This window comes from Pseudoalteromonas sp. C8, assembly GCF_011378685.1.
In the GTDB taxonomy this organism is placed as follows: Bacteria; Pseudomonadota; Gammaproteobacteria; order Enterobacterales; family Alteromonadaceae; genus Pseudoalteromonas; species Pseudoalteromonas arctica.
This window is the reverse complement of record NZ_WTKT01000014.1, coordinates 62,378-81,156: the sequence shown is the minus strand read 5'-3', so window position 1 is coordinate 81,156 and position 18,779 is coordinate 62,378. Positions and strand designations below refer to the sequence as shown.

Genomic DNA, 18,779 nt, shown 5'->3' with positions numbered 1-18,779 from the left:
GTAAATATAGTGAGATAAATAATAAACCCCAATGTATTACTACATTGGGGTTTATTTTTAGCTGCGTAAATAAAGCTTATTTTTGTAGTTTAATACCATTGTAATAGGCATCAAGCGTTGTGATTTTAGTTTGATTTGGTAAATCGGCAAAGTCACTTTCTATAAACTTAGTACCACGTAATTGCACATTTAAACGTGCCGCATTAGGATTAAGCATTGTTTGCTTGTAGTAGTCTTTTATATCTGCAAGCGTTACTTTTTCAACTTCATCAATCAGCTTTTGCTTAGAATCAAAGGTAAAGTTTTCACGGTACCAATCGTTTATAAGTGGGCTCATTTCGTCACTTAAGTTTTTAGGCTGCTCTTTAAGTGCTACAAGGGTAGAGTTCTTAAGCTGATCAAAAGTCTCTTCGCTCATGTTATCAAGTTCAACTGCGTATTCTTTTTTAAATTTATCAAAACGAGCTTGTATTTCTTTTGGTCCTTTAACTGGTGTTTGAATATACAAACCAATTGCTGAGTAATCTTCAATTGGGCGAGCTAAGGCACCTACTGCGTATGCAAGTTGCTCCTCAGTACGCATTTTATCAAACGCAACTGTTCTAAAGTGGCTTTGTAATACAGCCGCTTCTGCTTTTTGTTTGTAACCCGCAACAGGGTGAACGGTCATATCAACCACCGCTACATCAGCTACATCTATATCTTTTTGCAGTACCAGCGTTTCGCCCGGTTGAGGCAACCACGCTTTGCTGCGCGCAAATTCACTGCGTTTATGGTTGCTTGGTAGCGTTGCACTTAATTCGTCTGCAATCGCGTCTATATCTTGCTGATTGTAGTTACCGTAACTAAATACGCGTAAATCGTTTTGTGCAAACGTAGCTGTTTTTAATTGTGCTAAGTCGGCAACACTCACTGAGTCAGCGGCTTTAATAAGCGCGTCTGTATCAAAACCACCTGTACGCGTTAGTTTTGAATACTCGCCAAATGCTTGTGCATACGGAAACTGTTTTTGTTGGTTTAGTAAATTACGTTTAAAGCGATCAACTGCTTGGCTAAATGCTTGTGCTGTTTCATCGGCTTTTAATCCGGTTAAAGCTTGTTTAAGCAATACATCTTGTTTATCTGTAAAACCACTCATAGATAAAACGAGACCATTACTCGGCGCAAGGCTTACACTCATACCAGCGATTGCTGCTTCGGTACTTAACTGACTTTGTTGAATATTGTATAAATCAGCCCAAACAGAATAAAGTACTTCTGCTTTAATATCGTTCAAACCTGGTTGAGTATTTATATAAACTTCGACAAGCCCTTTTGGCTGTTCTGCAAATTTTTGACTTGCTTGGCGCCATACTTTTACACCATTTTTATCGTAAGCAAGTTCTGGGTGTTTTTGCTCTTTAAATGCTTGAGTTTTTATTGCAAAATTTTCAGGCAATAAATTGTTTACAGTTGGTAGTGCTAACTTAAATTCGCTTGGTTTTTTCCAGCTGGCAATTTCATCATCGCCAATATCACTAATGCGGTATTTGCCGTCGTAAAAGTGTAGTTGCGAGTCAGTCTCTTCTTGCTGCGATACATACCAAATACGAAGAGTATCGGCATTTAACTGCTCAAGTACTTTATTTACCGCATTAGCATCAAATTTTGCATAATAGTAAGGTGCATTAATAGCGTGATTTAACGGATAGTCTTGCATGCTTTGTGTAAGTGAGCTTACATAATTAAACTCATCACCTTTTTCTAAAAACTTAAACTGGTTATTTAGTGATGTACGAATTTCGTTGAAGTACTTGCTATCAACGCCTTCTTTTTTAATTAAATCGATGTACTGCATGATAGTTGCAACTATTTCATCACGATTTTTCATGCCTTCATCTGTAAGCTCTGCGTTTACGTTTAATGACCCGTAATTACCATATTGATTTGGTGCAGCTGAAGCTGACAACTGAGATACCCACCCTTTGTCACGAAGCAATTGCGCTGGGCTGCCCGGCATTTCATTACTTAATAAGTACGCTACAAACCGGTTTGGCTTAAGTGCGAATTCGCTATTATTATTAGCAATGGTGAAATCAAGTTGTAGTTGTTTTACATCTTCATTTGGTGCATAAAACACGCGTTTTCCGCCAGCGTTATCAAAATCAAGTTTTGCAGTTACTGCTGGTTTTTCGATATTTTTATTTTTTATATCTGCAAAGTATTTTTGCGCTTTTTGCTCCATTTCAGCAATAGGTAAATTAGAAATAAGCGCAACTTTCATAATATTTGAAGAGTAATATTTATTATAAAAATCAACCGTTTCTTTATGAAGTGAACTGTTTTCCTTATCGCCAAGCGTTTCTAGGTTACCAATTAAAAAGCGATTAGCGGGGTGATCGCCCATCATTTTACGCGCGAGTTTAAATTGACCAAAAAAGTCCATTTCGCGGCGCATTGACCACTCTGCGTTTACTGCATTTTTTTCTTTGTCTGTGTATTCTGGGTATAACTTAGGTGCTTTGAAAAAGTCAGAAAAACGGTCTAGCCCTTCATCAAACGCGTCGTTATTAATTTTAAACATGTAATTAGTAATATCGAGCCAAGTATACGCATTGTGCGCGCCACCATTTTTGGTCATAAAATCAGAATACCCTTTTGTGTCTGGGTAACGATCGGTGCCTAAAAACAGCATGTGCTCTAAATAATGCGCCATACCCTGTTGCGACATCGGGTCGTGTAGTAAACCAACCCCAACGCTTAGTGCTGCTGCTGATTTTTCAGCACCTGGATCTGACACTAAAATAACTTCAATGTCGTTTGCCAGCTTAAGTGTTTTATATTCGCGGTTATCGTTAGGGCTTACAACTAACGTATCTGATAATAAAGAGGCCTGAGGCGCCACAGAAACCGAAGCTGTATTTGAACAACCACTTAAAACTGCAAGTGCAATAGCACTAAAACCAATAATCTTTTTCATTTTTGTTTTCCATTAAAAAGTATTGCGCAAAATAGCGTGCGCCAATTCAAAGCAATATAGTTAAGCTAAACTAACATTTTCAATTAATAACTTTCTACAAAATAACGCTATTTTGTGTAACACATTGTGAAAAATGTCTTCATAATCGGATATTAGTTGGGAGTCTGCCAACCTTGCGAGATTAAAAATCATTCAATATCAAAAGATACGCAAATTCTAAATAATAATAAGGAAAAACAATGGAAAAAATCATCATACTTGCCATGTTTGCACAAGTTACGCTTTCACTGGTTGTCATGCTCATTATGGGTAAAAGGCGCTTTGCAGCAGCTAAAAACAAACAACTAGATTTAAGCGATTTTAAAACAATGCAATTAGATAAGGCTGGCGACACTATTAGGGTTGCAGATAGAAACTTTTCAAATCAGTTTGAAATACCTGTGCTTTTTTACGCGGGGTGTTTACTTGCACTACAGCTAAATAGCGCCAGTACACTTGTGGCTATACTGGCCTGTTCATTTGTAGCAACACGTATTGTGCATAGTGTTATTCATTTAGGTGAAAATAACGTACGAGCACGTTTTAAAGTGTTTTTACTAGGTTGTGCTTGTGTGTTTTCAATTTGGCTTGCGATGGTTTGGCGAGTATTACTTTAAACAGCAAAGTTTAATAATAATGTGGGCGGCTGGTTTACGCCATCCACATTACCGTTAATTTTAATTATTTAGCACGTTTTAAACGAGGAACCGCAAGTAAAAAAGCACCTAAAAGCCAAATTAATCCGCCGCCAGAGCTGCTACCTGAATCTGTTGATGTGTCAGAATCAATTAGCGTATTTTCAGTAACAGTAAGACCTGCGGCTGAATTAGGATCATCATCCATTACCGCCACGTTTTGAATAGTCACTAAATTAGCACTGCTAATTGTTACATCAGTGCTTGCACATTGTTCAGCAGTAATACCAACAACGGGTGTTTCACCACAGTGTACTAATGCTGCAATTTTATCTAACGTTGATTGGCTTGCTGCAGTAATTTGTCCAAACACAGTAAAGCCACCGTTTTGCGTATCAAGTGCTGCACTATTGTCTGTAATATTAAAAAACCACTGGCTTGTTGCGCTATTAGCATCACCCGATAGTTTAGCCATCGCAATGGTGCCCTTAACATTAGAAAAAACAGGCTCATTTTCTACAGCAGGCTTTGTGGTAATCGCATCTAGCGAGTCAGAAAATGTAAATCCTCCCCCTTGAATAACAAAGTTACTAACAGAGCGGTGAATTACTGTTTCGTTATATGAATCGTCTTGAACGTAACTTAAAAAATTTGCAACTGTTTTGGGGGTTTGTTGATCAAACAAGTTAATTTCTATGACACCTTGGCTCGTGTTCATTTCGACAATAGTGGCAGCACTTGTAAAGCTTGCTGCGGCGAGTACTGAGCCAAGTAAAAGTTTTTTCATGTTGTATTCCTGTTGTTATATTTTTAGATAATTGTTAATGCGTTAACACATTAATGCCATAGGCGATCAAAATCGATTCTAAAGTGCGAGTTGATACAAATTAGACCGTGTTGATAACAAATTAATTACATATACCATTACTTATATTCTTTTTAGCTATATAAATCTAATTATTTAAAATTAAATCATCTTAAGAGTATGGCTACTTTTTGTTACCTTTAAAAAACACAAAACAACAGGATCTTATAATGCCACACACTAAACATGCAATTTGCGACTTTGGTTTACACAAAGGCGAACCCTATACAAAACTGCCAGCAAGCTTTTTAACCTGGATGATAGGTACTAATCACCACAAGCGAGAGTATGCGAATACGGAGTTGAAGCGTCGTGAACGTGCTGCCACAAACCAATTAACAGCCCCTTCCAAATAAAATGTAAATAAGTACGTTTTTTTAGCATAGAACTAGTTTAAACTAGCTGCCTGATAAATTAAGTAGACCTTAATCCATAGGTATTTTATGCGTATAATTATTTTATTTTCGGTTATTTTTAGTGTACTCGGATGCACATCTCCTGCTCCTGAATCCGTGTTTAGCGCTACCCCGACTAAATATTTAACTGTTCTTCATACTAATGATAACCACGGGCGTTTTTGGCAAAACGAAAAAGGCGAATACGGTATGGCCGCTCGCAAAACGTTAATTGACTCTTTACGCAATAAAGCTCAAAAGCAAGGTCATGCAGTATTACTACTCTCTGGTGGTGATATAAATACAGGTATTCCTGAGTCAGACTTACAAAAAGCAGAGCCTGACTTTAAAGGAATGTCGCTGATTGGTTACGATGCAATGGCATTGGGTAATCACGAATTCGACAACCCTATTGATGTTTTAAAGCAACAGCAAAAATGGGTGAACTTTCCTTTTCTATCAGCCAATATATTTGAAAAAGAGTCAGGCGAACACGCGTTTGATAGCTATAAAATATTCAAAAAGAATGGATTAACTATTGCTGTTATTGGTTTAACAACAACCGACACAGCTAAAATTGGTAATCCTCAGTATATTGGGCACTTAGAGTTTAAAGACCCTGTTGACGTTACAGCAAAACTAGCTAAAGAAATAAAAGCTAAGTATAACCCTGACATTACAATCGCCCTGACTCATATGGGTCATTATGTTGATGCTAGCTTTGGTATTAACGCACCCGGTGATGTAACACTTGCTCGCTCACTTCCTGCAAACACCCTTGATATGATCATTGGTGGCCACTCTCAAGAACCTGTATGTATGAGCGATACAAATGTAAATGACGATAGCTTTAAACCAGGTCTTGCCTGTAAACCAGACCAACAAAACGGTACTTACATTATGCAAGCCCATGAATGGGGTAAGTATGTTGGTAAAGCTGAGTTTAAGCTTGAAAACGGAAAATTAACGTTACTAGACTACAAACTGATGCCAGTTAATTTGTATGTAGATAAAGTACAAGCTGATGGCTCAACTAAAGAAGTATTAGCAAACGAGTACATTAAACCAGACTCAAAACTTGAATCTTATTTAGCGGTATACCAAGCTAAAGGCGCTAAACAAATTGAAGGTACCATTGGTGAAGTAGATGCTCGCTTAGAAGGTGACAGAAACAAAGTTCGCTACCAACAAACAAATCTTGCACGCGTAATTATTCAAGCTCAAATGGATGTAGTGGGTGCAGACTTTGGACTAATAAGTGGTGGTGGTATTCGCAGCTCAATAGAGGCTGGTGAAGTGAGCTATAAAGATATTTTAAAAGTACATCCTTTTAAAAATCGTATTACTTACATGGATTGGCAAGGCAGTGATTTATGGGACTATTTAAATACAGTAACCAGCTTCCCACCGGATGCTGGCGCTTATTTGCAATACCATAAACTATCGTTTGAGCGTAAAAATAATCAGTTAGTTAATGTTGTTATTAACGGCCAACCTTTGAACAAAAATAAAACTTACCGTATGAGCTTAAATAGCTATAACGCATCAGGCGGTGATGGCTATCCTGCGCTTACAAATAAAAAAGGCTTTGTTAGTACAGACGAAACAGATGCCCAAGCACTTCAAGATTTTATATCAAAAAACAGCCCTCTTAAAACGGCTGAATTTACTCCTAAATAGCCTCTAATAATAGGAAAGTAACCTTGTTACTTTCCTATTATTTCAATACTGCCCTTTTTAATATTTGCCAGCCCATAACTATGCAGACGAGAGCGAGAACCCTCCCCGTATGCTTTAGGTGGATAATATAACTCTTTTTCTTCGGGATACTCGCTGAGTACTTCATCTAATGCAGCACGTACTTCGCTCAGGGTTTTTTCTAGGCTATTATTAAAGTTAGGCCTTTTTCTAACCGTATGGCCGAGTTCGACCAACCTATAAAAACACTTGTTAGCAAGCTCTAGCAGCTCCTCTGGCACATCTTTATTATGACTAAGCGCTACATCATCGTTATTTGTACAATACTCTACAAGTGCTAAATAAAAGCACAATGGCTTATTGGCTAAACACATTTTTTGTTCTGTATTACAACTACTTGATAATGTTTTATCGTTAAGGTCAACAATAAGTATCAGCGGCGTAGGTTCTTCAATTGATTGATGCTGCGCATTATTAAACTGCTTATTGCTCTGTTTAATAAACGCAAATTTCACCCAAAAACTAATCAATACACTTAATACTAAAAATATAAAATAGTAAATAAAATGGCTCAATGTAAAGTGGGTTTGTTGGACGTTAAATACAACTAATACGAACCCATTATTAGTGCTCAAACTACGTATTATTTGGTGTGAGTTTACAGGTGTTACCATTTCGCTTTTTGGTGCAATAGCAACAACTTTGAGCTCGTTCGAATTAATGTAGCTGTTTAAAGTTTTAATGTAGCTGTTAACTGCATCTTTATTACCTGAATGCTTTAGCAGCTCATTCGATAAATCGAGTAAGGGTAAGTCGAGTGCTATTTGCCTTTCTATCTGCGTAATTTTTTGTTTATCTACTTGCTGGCTTTTTTGAGTTACAGAAATATAAAAGACAGACGACAAAATAAAAAACAAACTTATAATAACAAGTAATTGCTTATACTTACTCATCACCAACCTCCTCTTTTAAGCCCACTGAGCTGGCGCCACAGCGCCAAAATGGCTGGACGTTTTGATAGTAATGCAAACTTTGATCTTTAGACATATCAAGCAAATTTCCCTGCACTGCGCATAATAAATCTGTGTTGTTTTGCTGCATTTTTAAATACCATCTTGTTCCAGAAATATTATTACTCAATGGCGTAATATAGTTTTTTGAAAAACGTTTTTCGTCGCTCTCTTTCCAAAACGAAGCAATAATATCTACTGTTCCATTAGCGAGTAAATCACGTAATTCGTTATGAGAGCTAGCATAAGTGATTTTCAAATTGGCTAAATTAATATCCAACTCTTTAAACGTTTGCTTTGGTAAAATATGCCCTGATCGGCTGGTCGGATAATCAAGCAAACCTATGCGCTTATCTAAAAAGTATTGTTTAGTGACTCGAGGTTTTTCTTTAGAAGATATAAAAAAAGCCGTGTAGTCAGAAAAACCAACAACGGGCTGGTAGTTATATGTCGACTCTGCTTTAAAGGCTGCCATAATATTGTTTTTAGCCAAAATTAAGTCAGCAATTCCTTTACCAACAAACTCAAAGCTATCTGCCGTTCTATATCCCCAATACCCTTTTACCGAGCCATATTGCTTAGCTACTACGTTATCAGAGCATAACTTTTGTGTTAATAACTTGGCTATTTTTTTTGATTGTGTAAAAACAATTAATTGGCCTTTATTACTTGTAGCAGTTGTTTGACACTCAGTTGAGGTTTCTATCATAACTGGAAAGTGTAATTCATCATTGTATACACTAACTTGACCGCAACCCCATGTAACGACCAACAACAGAAACAAAAATGTAACAATTAACATTTTGTGCAACACAATATTTTTATAATTCAAAGCAATGCCACCCAAAAATAGACAATATAGTGTATTTGAACAATTTCGCTTACCTATTACAACAAGTAATTTTACCTATTAAATATAAGATACTGATTTTAAACAAAATTTAATAAGAAACTATGAATTTTAATAAGTCCTTCCTATCAACATTAAAAATGAGGACAATTGACCGCATTAGCTTATAGCAACCCCATGAAATATTCATTTAGGAAGTTTTAATGCATAACAATATAAAGTACTCGATATCTTCTGCGCTTTTGATTAGTGCGATATTCACAAGCACTAACTCACACGCTTGGGGTCAAAATGGCCACCGTATTGTAGGGCAGATTGCACAATCTCATATAAGCGAAACAACTAAAGCAGCAATACAACCCTACCTTGATGGTGAATCACTTGCACAAATATCAACCTGGCCTGATGAAATGCGCTCAGCTCCTGGCGAGTTTTGGCAAAAGCAATCATCTCGTTGGCATTATATTAATGCAGCACCAGGAAAATCTTTCAGCTTCAATCACGAACACACTAAAAACAAAGAATCTGTAAGTAATATCCTAGAAGGCATTCACTATTCAATGCAAACGCTCACTGATAAAAATAGCACCTTAGATGCTAAACAGTTCAGTTTACGTTTTTTAGTACATTTGGTGGGCGACAGTCACCAACCATTTCATGCTGGTCGAAGTGAAGATAGAGGCGGTAACCGTATTAAGGTTTCATTTTTTAACGAAGAAACAAATCTTCACAGCCTTTGGGATACAAAGTTAGTTGAGAACGAGAATTTATCGTTTACTGAGTACGCACAATTTATTGATACAAATAACAGCGAGTTAATTGCTGAGTATTTACAAAGCTCACCTATGACATGGATTGAAGAATCTCATAATTTAGCCACAAAAATTTATAAATATACCAACAACGAAATTGGTTATAGCTACATATATAACAATACTCCAATTGTAAAAACACGCCTACAGCAAGCGGGTATCCGATTAGCTGGACTATTAAACGCCTTATTTGACCCTTCTGCAAAAGAGTTAGAAACGGCATTAAAAATGACGACTGACAAATAAACAGTATTAAATTTATATAACCTACACACGGGAAATCAACATTATGACTAAGCTTCGCCTTTCGAAATTAACTGGAGCGGTAATTTTAGCTCTAGGTGTTTCTACAAGCGCAATGGCTGCTGATACTTCATCTGCAATGCGTGGTAAAATTACAACGCCATCAGGTGGCAATGCTGCAAACGTTAAAATCAAAGTAGTTCACCAACCAACGGGAACTATTAGCGAACTAACTACAAACGAAAGTGGTACGTTTATCGCTAATGGTTTACGTGTAGGTGGTCCTTACATGGTTATCATCGACTCTGATACGTTTAACGATACGACTGTTGAAAATATCTACTTGAACCTTGGTGAAACTTACCGTTTAAGCTCGCAGCTTGCTCCGCTAAACATCGAAAAGATTGAAGTGTCTGGTTATAAGATTGTTCAACAATCAGGTGGCTCTAGCAGTACATTTGGCTCTGACACTATTGAAAATATGCCAAGCTTTAATCGCGACATTAAAGATATTGCGCGCTTAAACCCACTTGCCAGTATTAATGGTAATGGTGAGCTAACGTTTGCAGGTAGTAACCCTCGCACCAACGGTTTAACAGTTGACGGTATTGGTCAAAATGATGACTTTGGCTTGAACTTTGGTGGTTACCCTACTTCTCAGCCTCCTGTAGCACTTGACGCTATTGAACAAGTTTCTGTTGATGTATCTCCTTTCTCAGCTTCTAAAGGTAACTTTGGTGGCGGTACTATTAACGCAGTAACAAAATCTGGTACAAATGAGTTTAAGTTCTCTGGCTTTTATGAAATATCTACTCCTGAGATAGCTGGCGATGTTGATAATATTGTACAAGAAGACGATCTTGATGAGCTAGGTCATAAAACTTACTCTACAAATAAAGTAGAGCCGATTAAAACTGAAGAAAGATTTGGTTTTAATGTCGGTGGAGCGATTATTGAAGATGAACTGTTTTACTTTGTTAACTATGCAGAATGGTCAAGTGAATTAGATCTAGATTACGGCTTTGACGGTTCTGGTGCTTCAAATGAATTTAATACTTCTGAAGCTAACTATAATCGTTTCATTTCTATCTTAAATAATGAATACGGCTTAACTGATTCATTAGCCGGTGCGCCAGAAGATACAAACAAAAACTTGCTTGTTAAATTAAGTTGGAACGCAAGTGATGACCACCGTTTAGATTTCACTTATCAATGGCAAGACGACCAAGATGAGCGTAACTCTAGCACTGGCGGTGATAATATAGCTTTAGTTTCAAGTACTTATGCATACGTAACTAAGTTTAATAACTTTTCATCAAAACTTTACTCTGATTGGACTGAAAACTTTTCAACAGAAATTGGTGTGTCGTATAAAGATGTTACCTCTGATAGCGCAACTCGCTCTAACTTAGGAAGCATTACTGTAGAGGAAGACGGTCGAAATGGTCCTTCTTACAACTTTGGTACAGATCAATACCGCCATGCAAACCGTTCAGAAACACAAAATCTAACTTTTACGTTAGACGCTACGTATTTAATGGATGAGCATGAAATAAACTTTGGAGCTCAGTACGAGTCACTTCGTTTATATAACTTGTTTGCTCAAAACTCTCTTGGAACGTGGAAATTTGATAGCTTAGAAAATTTTGAAAACCGTGAAATTGGTTCTTATGATTTCTCTTATCAAAATGCTTACACTAATGATTCAGCTGATACAGCATATGATGTAAGACGTAACCAGCTAGCGCTTTACATAGAAGATACTTTTTATGTAGGTGATGATTTAGAAGTTACAGCAGGTGTTCGTTATGAGCGCTTATCATCTGATGATAAACCAACTCTAAATGAAAACTTTGCTAATACGTATGGCTTTACTAACCAAGAAAATCTTGATGGCCTAGACATTATACTTCCTCGTGTTGGCTTTAAGTACTACGTAACAGAAGCGCTTACTATTAATGGTGGTATTGGTCGTTTCCAAGGCGGCATTCCAAATGTTTGGTATAACAATTCATTCCAAAGTGATGGCATTACTTTAGTATCAGCACAAAACGATGTAATTAATGATTACTATGCAAATAACACAGCTGATATTACTCAGGTTCCTGATGAAATAAAAAATACATTAGAGCAAGGTGCTGGTAGCGTTGCGTATATCGACCCTGATTTTAAATTGCCTTCAAGCATTCGCACCCAAATAGGTTTTGAATATGAGTTTGATTCTGAACTATTAGGTGATGGCTTTAAATGGCAAGCAGAAATTGCTTACCATAAAAAAGAGAATGAAGCGGTATGGCATAATTCGTCTATTAACCCAGTAGGCTTAGCAGCGGACGGCGAACGTGTTATCAATCAAAGTATTTACAGTGGCGATAATGTTGACATAGAAATGACTAATTCATCGGATGATGGTCGTTCAATTATTATTTCAACGGGTATTGCTAAACAATGGGACAATGGCCTGTTTGTATCGGCAAGCTATGCTCACCAAGATGTTACAGAATCATCAGCAGGTTCAGCTTCTCAGGCAGAAGGTAACTATAAGCACAATATTACAGTAAATCGTAATGAAGATATTGCAGCACGTGGCTTTTACGAAGTTGAGCACAGCTTTAAAATTAACTTAGCGTATAACACTGAATTTTTTGAAGGATATGCAACCAAGTTCAATGTTTATTTTGAACGTCGTTCAGGTCGCCCATTTAGTTACACAATGAATATGTATAAAGATGAAGACTTAGGTGATACTAGCTCTTTATTCACTAATGGTGCTTACTTACCTTATATCCCTACAGGTGCTGATGATCCGAATGTAAATTGGGCTGATTCTAAAATGACTTGGGCTGAGTTAGAACCGTTATTAGAGCGTGCTGGTATATCTCAACGTGGTGGGATCTTAGATAAAAATACAGCAACGCAACCTTGGGTTACTACAATGGACGTTAGCATTAAGCAAGAAATACCTGGCTTTGCTGAAGGTCACACTGGTGAGGTTTATCTAATGATTGATAATTTCGCAAACCTTCTAAACAGCGATTGGGGTGTAGAAAAACGCTTAGGTTACTCTAACCAAACTATTTATGACTTTGGTGGTCTTGATGATCAAGGTAGATATAAAATAGACAACAGCTTTGGCGGTGCAGATGTGCGTAATTACTCACAAATCAGTTCATCGTCATCAGCTTGGCAGGCTAAAGTTGGCATTAGCTACAAGTTTTAAGTCTTAAAACTGCATCAATAACTTGTTAAGTTATTTGTAAGTTACAATAAACCCATTGCAAATTTGTAATGGGTTTTTTTATTTTACCCCTACAATTTCACATGTTTGTCATAAAGCCCACGTAATATATACCCCGATATAGAGTTATTGCTCAAAAAAACACTTAAATAGACAAATATATTACTATTTATTAAAAATATATTGCAGTTGTATTTTATTTGTAACGAATAAATAAGGTACACTAGTAACGGATTTTGAATAAATGAACTTCAACTGTTTATTTTACAAAATTTTAAAATAAAAATATAAAAATTTAATTAATAACTACACGGGAAAATTAAATGAAAACTCAATTACGCAAAACAGCTCTTTCACTTGCTATTGCAGCATGTGTTGGTGTAAGTGGCGCTGCAATGGCTAACGAAACGACCTCTGCAATTAAAGGTCAAGTAATGGGGCCTAACGGCAACCCAGCAGCTGGCACTAAAGTAACAATTTTACACGTACCTTCTGGATCAGTAAAAACAACTGAAGTAAATGACGCTGGTTATTTCACAGCTAAAGGCCTGCGTGTTGGCGGTCCTTATAAAGTAGTTGTTGATTCAGATGTATATGCAGACCAAGAATTCAATAACATTATTCTTAATATTGGTAACGACTACCCAGTAAACGTTTCTCTTGAGTCACAGTCAAGCATGGAACAAATTGTAGTTTCTGGCGCGCCAATTAGCTCTATGTCTGGTGGTACTGGTCCGGCGTCTACATTTACGCTAACTGATCTTGAAAATACGCCAGCTATTAACCGTGATTTAAAAGACATTATCCGTATCGACCCGCGTATCACAATTGATGATAGCCGTGGTACAATTAACTGTGGTGGTGGTAACCCTCGCTACAATAGCTTAACGCTAGACGGCGTTCGTATGAACGATAACTTCGGCTTAAGCTCAAATGGTTACCCTACTATTCGCGCCCCTTTCTCTTTTGATTCAATTGAACAAGTTTCAGCTGAACTTGCACCGTTTGACGTTCAATACGGTGGTTTTACATCGTGTAACATCAACGCAGTTACCAAATCTGGTGGCAATGATGTTCATGGCGCTGTTTTCTACGATTACACTAGTGACTCTTTCAAGGGTGATAAAATTGAAGGTGATGACGTTGATAACGGTAACTATACTGAAAAACGTTACGGCTTCAACGTAGGTCTTCCACTAATTGAAGATAAACTATTTTTATTCACTTCATATGAAAAACTTGAAGGTGTTCAACAGTTTAACTACGATGGTTTAAGCAGTGGCAGTGTAACTGCTGATGATATCTCGCGTATCACAAGCGTTGCTCAAACTGTATATGGTTACGATGTAGGCGGAATGCCTTCAAGTATGCCTGTTGAAGATGAAAAAATCTTAGTTAAACTAGATTGGAACATCAACGAAGATCATCGTGCAAACTTAATCTATAACTACAACGATGGTAATACTGTTTCACAGTCAGATACTGGCTCTAGCCGTGTATCACTATCTAATCACTTTTATGACCAAAGTGCAGAATTCACTTCAATCATTGCATCTGTTTACTCTGATTGGTCAGATGACTTCTCTACTGAAGTTCGTATTGGTAAGTCTGAGCTAGATGCAACAGTACAATCACTAGATGCAGCAAGCAGCTTTGGTGAAATGCAAATTAGTACTGATAACGGTGGTACAGTTTATATTGGTCCAGATGACTCACGTCAATCTAATGACTTAGATTACGATACAACTACATTTAAAGTTGCAGGTACATACTACTTAGATCAGCACACAATTACTGCTGGTTACGAGTTTGAAGAGTTAGATGTATTTAACTTATTCGTACAACATACTGAAGGCGAATACCGTTTTTACAACGATAGAGATGCAGGCATAACTGGTATAGATTTATTTGAACAAGGTATCGCAAATGCTGTTTACTACAACAATGCTGCCGGTACTAATGATCCTAACGATGCAGCTGCAAGCTTTTCGTACGCTCAGCATACGTTTTATGTTCAAGATGAATACGCATTTACAGACCTAGATGCAAACATTACGTTTGGTTTACGTTATGACAAATATACAAGTGATGATGCACCTAACTTAAATCAAAACTTTACTGAGCGCTATGGCTACAGTAACCAAAGTACATTTGATGGTATTGATTTAATTCAACCACGTGTTGGCTTCCAGTGGTATGCAACAGACGAACTAGAAGTACGCGCAGGTGTTGGCTTGTTCTCAGGCGGTAACCCTAACGTTTGGTTATCTAACTCGTACTCTAACGATGGTATTACAAACATCGGTACTTACCGCAGCTCGGTTGATTTATTCAATACGCCAAACGTAAATGGCGGCACGCCTGGTTTTGAAGTACCACAAGACATGTTTGATGAAGTTGCTAACACCGTAATCGGCTCAGGTGATTCACAAACAAACGCTGTTGACCCAGACTTCGAAATTCCTTCAGAGTGGAAGTATTCACTTGGTGCAACATACACAACTGAAAACGAATACGTAATCTCTCTTGATTACTTATATTCGAAGAAAAAAGATGCTGCATTAATGCGTGACATCGCACTTCAAGATACAGGTACAACTACGTTTGATGGTCGTCCTATTTATGATGAGATTGAAGGTCGTTCAAACGAATACTTACTAACAAATGTTAGCGGTGATAGCGGTGATTCATCAGTTATCTCTCTAGCTGTTAGCAAGATGTTTGATAATGGTGTAAGCGTTAACTTTGGTTACGCATACACAGATTCTGATGATGTTAACCCAATGACTAGCTCTGTAGCTGGTTCAAACTACGGTAACATTGCCCTAACAGATCCAGGTAACCCAGGTGTTGCTTCATCTGATTACGAAATCCCACATCGTTTTACTATGACTCTTGGTTATAGTCATGAGTTTGTTGATGGATTTGCTACTCGCTTTAACTTATTTGGTGAAGCATATAAAGGCTTACCATACAGCTACACGTTTGATGGAAGTGATGGTACTTTTGGTGACAACAACTGGAATGGTAACCGCCAACTATTGTATGTTCCACTTGAAAACGATCCTAACGTTGTTTACGACATGAGTGCTGCTGATATCAATGAATTCAATGATTTCATCGCATCAAATGATTTAGAACGTGGTCAAACTACTAGCCGTAACGCTGAAAACTCAGATTGGTTTGTTAAGTTTAATTTTAAGTTAACACAAGAGCTTCCAGGCTTTATGGAAGGTCACAAAGGTGAAGCATTCTTCGTAATTGATAACCTTACTAACCTGTTAAACGACGATTGGGGCGTACTTAAGAAAGGTCCTTTCGTAGGCGCTAGCATGATCGAAACATCAATTGATGATCAAGGCCGCTACGTTTACTCAGGCTTTAATGCAAACAATGCAAATACATCAGTGCAATCAGATGCATCTGTATGGCAAATGCGTGTAGGTCTTCGTTACACTTTCTAATTCAGAACTGTAACCTAAAACATCTTTTAAAAGCCCACTTTGGTGGGCTTTTTTATGCCTTTAATTTGTTATTTAACTTTTCAAAAATACTCACTAGCACTTCGTATTCTTCGTTGGTTAAAGTGCTCAGTAATTGTTTTTCCCAATTCAGTGCATCGGGCGTTATATTTTCATATAAGCTTTGCCCTGCTTGGCTCAGCACAAGTAATGCTGCGCGTTTGTCTTGCTCATTTAGCTCACTTCTCACTAAACCTTTATCTATTAAAACTTTTACCGCGCGCGACACTGTCGACTTGTCCATATTTGCTTGCGTGCATAAATCCTTTGCGTTGCTTTGGCCATACTGCGCTAAATTAGCAAGTATTCGCCACTGGGGAATATTTAAACCGTACTTAGTTTGATAAACCTCGGCAAAGTCGTTACTTACACGTGTTGCTACATTCGTTAATTGATAAGGTAAAAACGTTGCTAAATCAATTTTCATTTTTAGTTATCCCACCTTTGTAAGGTTTACTTTGGTGTTCATTAATATTTACACAGGTGCGGAGTTGCACATTTGATATTAGTCTCACTTGAGAGTATCTTAACTGAAATAAAAATAATATTAAACCAACCCCCCTCTCACAGGAGTCAGTAATGGCGACACAATTAAGTTATATGACCGGTTTTGGTAATGAATTTGAAACACAAGCGCTACCCGGTGCATTGCCAATAGGACAATTTAGCCCACAAAAAGTTAAATACGATTTATACACCGAGCAATTTAGTTCGACTGCATTTACGGCTCCTCGCGCTTCAAATCGTCGCACTTGGTTTTACCGCCTTCGTCCTTCGGTAGTGCAAGGTGATTACCAAGCAATTGATAACGGCCTAATAAGAACAGCCCCAATTACTGAGGCCGTAACACCACCAACAATGCTACGTTGGAATCCTATTGATATGCCTTCACAGCCTACTGATTTTATTGATGGCTTGGTAACTATGGCTGCTAATGGCAGTGCTAATGGGCAATCTGGTATTGGCATTCATGTATATGTCGCTAATCAGTCAATGCAAGGACGTTACTTTTGCAATGCCGATGGCGAAATGTTGTTTGTCCCTCAGCAAGGTGAGTTATTAATTCACACCGAGTGCGGTAAGTTAAGCATTAAACCAGGTGAAATTGCTGTAATTCCCAGAGGAATTAAGTTCGCTGTTGATTTAATTGATGATACAGCCCGTGGTTATATTTGTGAAAATTATGGCCATGCGTTAGAGCTTGCAGAGCGAGGACCTGTTGGTGCAAACGGTTACGCCAACGACAGAGACTTTCAATACCCTGTAGCTGCCTTTGAAGATAAAGAGGGTGACTTTGAACTTGTTTCTAAATTCAACGGTAATTTATTTAGCTGTGAAATTAAGCACTCTCCTTTTGATGTTGTTGCATGGACAGGTAATAGCTCACCCTATAAATACGACTTATCGCGTTTTAATGTAATGAATACAGTGAGCTTTGATCACCCCGACCCGTCTATATTCACTGTGCTAACCTCTCCTTCTGCTACTGAGGGTATGGCAAATGTCGATTTTGTGATATTTCCACCGCGTTGGATGGTAGCCGAAAATACATTCCGCCCGCCTTATTATCACCGCAATATTATGAGTGAATTTATGGGCTTGATTGAAGGTGTGTATGATGCAAAAGAGCATGGTTTTGTACCTGGTGGTGCAAGTTTACACAATTGTATGTCGCCACACGGACCTGAAGCAGACGTATTTGAAAAAGCGTCAAACGCTGAGCTTACACCACAAAAATACGAAAACACATTGGCGTTTATGTTTGAGTCGCGCTATATAATTTCACCAACAAAATATGCATTAGAAGGTAAAGAACGCCAACCAAACTACACCGATTGCTGGCGTACTATTAAAAAACAATTTACAGGTTCACAGGATTAATTATGAAATTATACAGCTACTTTCGCTCATCAGCGGCCTATAGGGTGCGTATAGCGCTTAACTTAAAAGCAATTGATCATGAACTTGCTATTGTTAACCTTTTAAAATCGGAGCAGCTTGGGGAAGAATACTTAGCGACTAATCCGCAAGGGTTACTACCTGCACTTGAAACCGATGATGGTGTTTTAGCACAATCGCTTGCAATACTGGAATGGCTTGATGAAACTTATCCGCAATCGCCATTAATTACGGGGACTGCGTGGCAAAAAGCACAAATAAGAAATTTAAGCTTTGCCATTGCCTGCGATATTCATCCTGTTAATAATTTACGCGTGCTGAAATATTTATCGAACGAATTAGGTGTTGATGACGAGGCTAAAAATAAGTGGTATCGACATTGGATAGAAGTTGGTTTTGAAAAAATAGAACTGATGCTAAACGAAAATGATGACTACTGTTTTGGTAATCAACCAACACTTGCTGACATTTGTTTAGTGCCGCAAGTATTTAATGCAATTCGTTTTAACGTAGATATGAGCGCTTATCCAAAAATTGCAGCTATTTACGAACACTGTAATAAATTAGCTGCATTTAATGACGCTGCACCGCAAAATCAACCCGATGCAAATTAAG

13 protein-coding genes are annotated in these 18,779 nt (G+C 37.7%); 8 read left to right on the top strand and 5 right to left on the bottom strand.

Annotated elements, in window-relative coordinates; all coding sequences use genetic code 11:
• Positions 1–76 precede the first annotated feature (76 nt).
• Entirely contained in the window at positions 77–2,959 is a 2,883-nt protein-coding gene (locus GQR39_RS14140; RefSeq protein ID WP_165735926.1) for an insulinase family protein, read from the bottom strand.
• 239 nt (positions 2,960–3,198) lie between these two features.
• Here GQR39_RS14140 and GQR39_RS14135 point away from each other — a divergent pair, with 239 nt between their 5' ends.
• Positions 3,199–3,615 (top strand): MAPEG family protein, encoded by a 417-nt coding sequence (locus GQR39_RS14135; protein ID WP_165735925.1) that lies wholly within the window; start codon positions 3,199–3,201, stop codon positions 3,613–3,615.
• 64 nt (positions 3,616–3,679) lie between these two features.
• On the opposite strand, the gene GQR39_RS14130 is transcribed toward GQR39_RS14135, so the two are convergent.
• On the bottom strand, positions 3,680–4,420 hold the full coding sequence (locus GQR39_RS14130) for a peptidylprolyl isomerase (protein ID WP_101163565.1): 741 nt from the start codon (positions 4,418–4,420) through the stop codon (positions 3,680–3,682).
• Positions 4,421–4,668: 248 nt separating this feature from the next.
• Between GQR39_RS14130 and GQR39_RS14125 the strand changes: the two genes are divergently transcribed.
• The gene (locus tag GQR39_RS14125; RefSeq protein ID WP_024591811.1) at positions 4,669–4,854 is read left to right on the top strand and encodes a hypothetical protein; all 186 of its coding nucleotides are present in this window, start codon (positions 4,669–4,671) and stop codon (positions 4,852–4,854) included.
• An 87-nt stretch (positions 4,855–4,941) separates the two neighbouring features.
• Complete coding sequence (gene ushA, locus GQR39_RS14120) at positions 4,942–6,573, top strand: bifunctional UDP-sugar hydrolase/5'-nucleotidase UshA (protein ID WP_121953579.1); 1,632 nt, start codon at positions 4,942–4,944, stop codon at positions 6,571–6,573.
• 26 nt (positions 6,574–6,599) lie between these two features.
• Here the strand turns inward: ushA and GQR39_RS14115 are convergent, their stop codons facing one another.
• Entirely contained in the window at positions 6,600–7,544 is a 945-nt protein-coding gene (locus GQR39_RS14115) for a hypothetical protein (protein WP_165735924.1), read from the bottom strand.
• Positions 7,537–8,403: a hypothetical protein gene (locus GQR39_RS14110; protein WP_206007865.1), complete on the bottom strand. Its 867-nt coding sequence runs from the start codon at positions 8,401–8,403 to the stop codon at positions 7,537–7,539. The genes GQR39_RS14115 and GQR39_RS14110 overlap by 8 nt, the downstream gene beginning before the upstream one ends.
• A gap of 251 nt (positions 8,404–8,654) precedes the next feature.
• Here GQR39_RS14110 and GQR39_RS14105 point away from each other — a divergent pair, with 251 nt between their 5' ends.
• The 3 genes from GQR39_RS14105 (at position 8,655) to GQR39_RS14095 (ending at position 16,208) form a co-directional block, all read left to right on the top strand.
• On the top strand, positions 8,655–9,509 hold the full coding sequence (locus tag GQR39_RS14105) for a S1/P1 nuclease (protein ID WP_165735923.1): 855 nt from the start codon (positions 8,655–8,657) through the stop codon (positions 9,507–9,509).
• A gap of 43 nt (positions 9,510–9,552) precedes the next feature.
• On the top strand, positions 9,553–12,726 hold the full coding sequence (locus tag GQR39_RS14100) for a TonB-dependent receptor (protein WP_165735922.1): 3,174 nt from the start codon (positions 9,553–9,555) through the stop codon (positions 12,724–12,726).
• A gap of 341 nt (positions 12,727–13,067) precedes the next feature.
• Positions 13,068–16,208: a TonB-dependent receptor gene (locus GQR39_RS14095; protein WP_165735921.1), complete on the top strand. Its 3,141-nt coding sequence runs from the start codon at positions 13,068–13,070 to the stop codon at positions 16,206–16,208.
• 52 nt (positions 16,209–16,260) lie between these two features.
• Here GQR39_RS14095 and GQR39_RS14090 read toward each other — a convergent pair whose 3' ends face one another.
• Positions 16,261–16,692 (bottom strand): MarR family transcriptional regulator, encoded by a 432-nt coding sequence (locus GQR39_RS14090; protein WP_165728353.1) that lies wholly within the window; start codon positions 16,690–16,692, stop codon positions 16,261–16,263.
• Positions 16,693–16,844: 152 nt separating this feature from the next.
• Between GQR39_RS14090 and hmgA the strand changes: the two genes are divergently transcribed.
• On the top strand, positions 16,845–18,146 hold the full coding sequence (gene hmgA / locus GQR39_RS14085; protein WP_165735920.1) for a homogentisate 1,2-dioxygenase: 1,302 nt from the start codon (positions 16,845–16,847) through the stop codon (positions 18,144–18,146).
• A 2-nt stretch (positions 18,147–18,148) separates the two neighbouring features.
• Positions 18,149–18,778 carry a maleylacetoacetate isomerase gene (gene maiA, locus GQR39_RS14080; RefSeq protein WP_165735919.1) on the top strand — a complete coding sequence of 210 codons (630 nt, stop codon included), beginning with the start codon at positions 18,149–18,151 and terminating at the stop codon, positions 18,776–18,778.
• Position 18,779 lies beyond the last annotated feature (1 nt).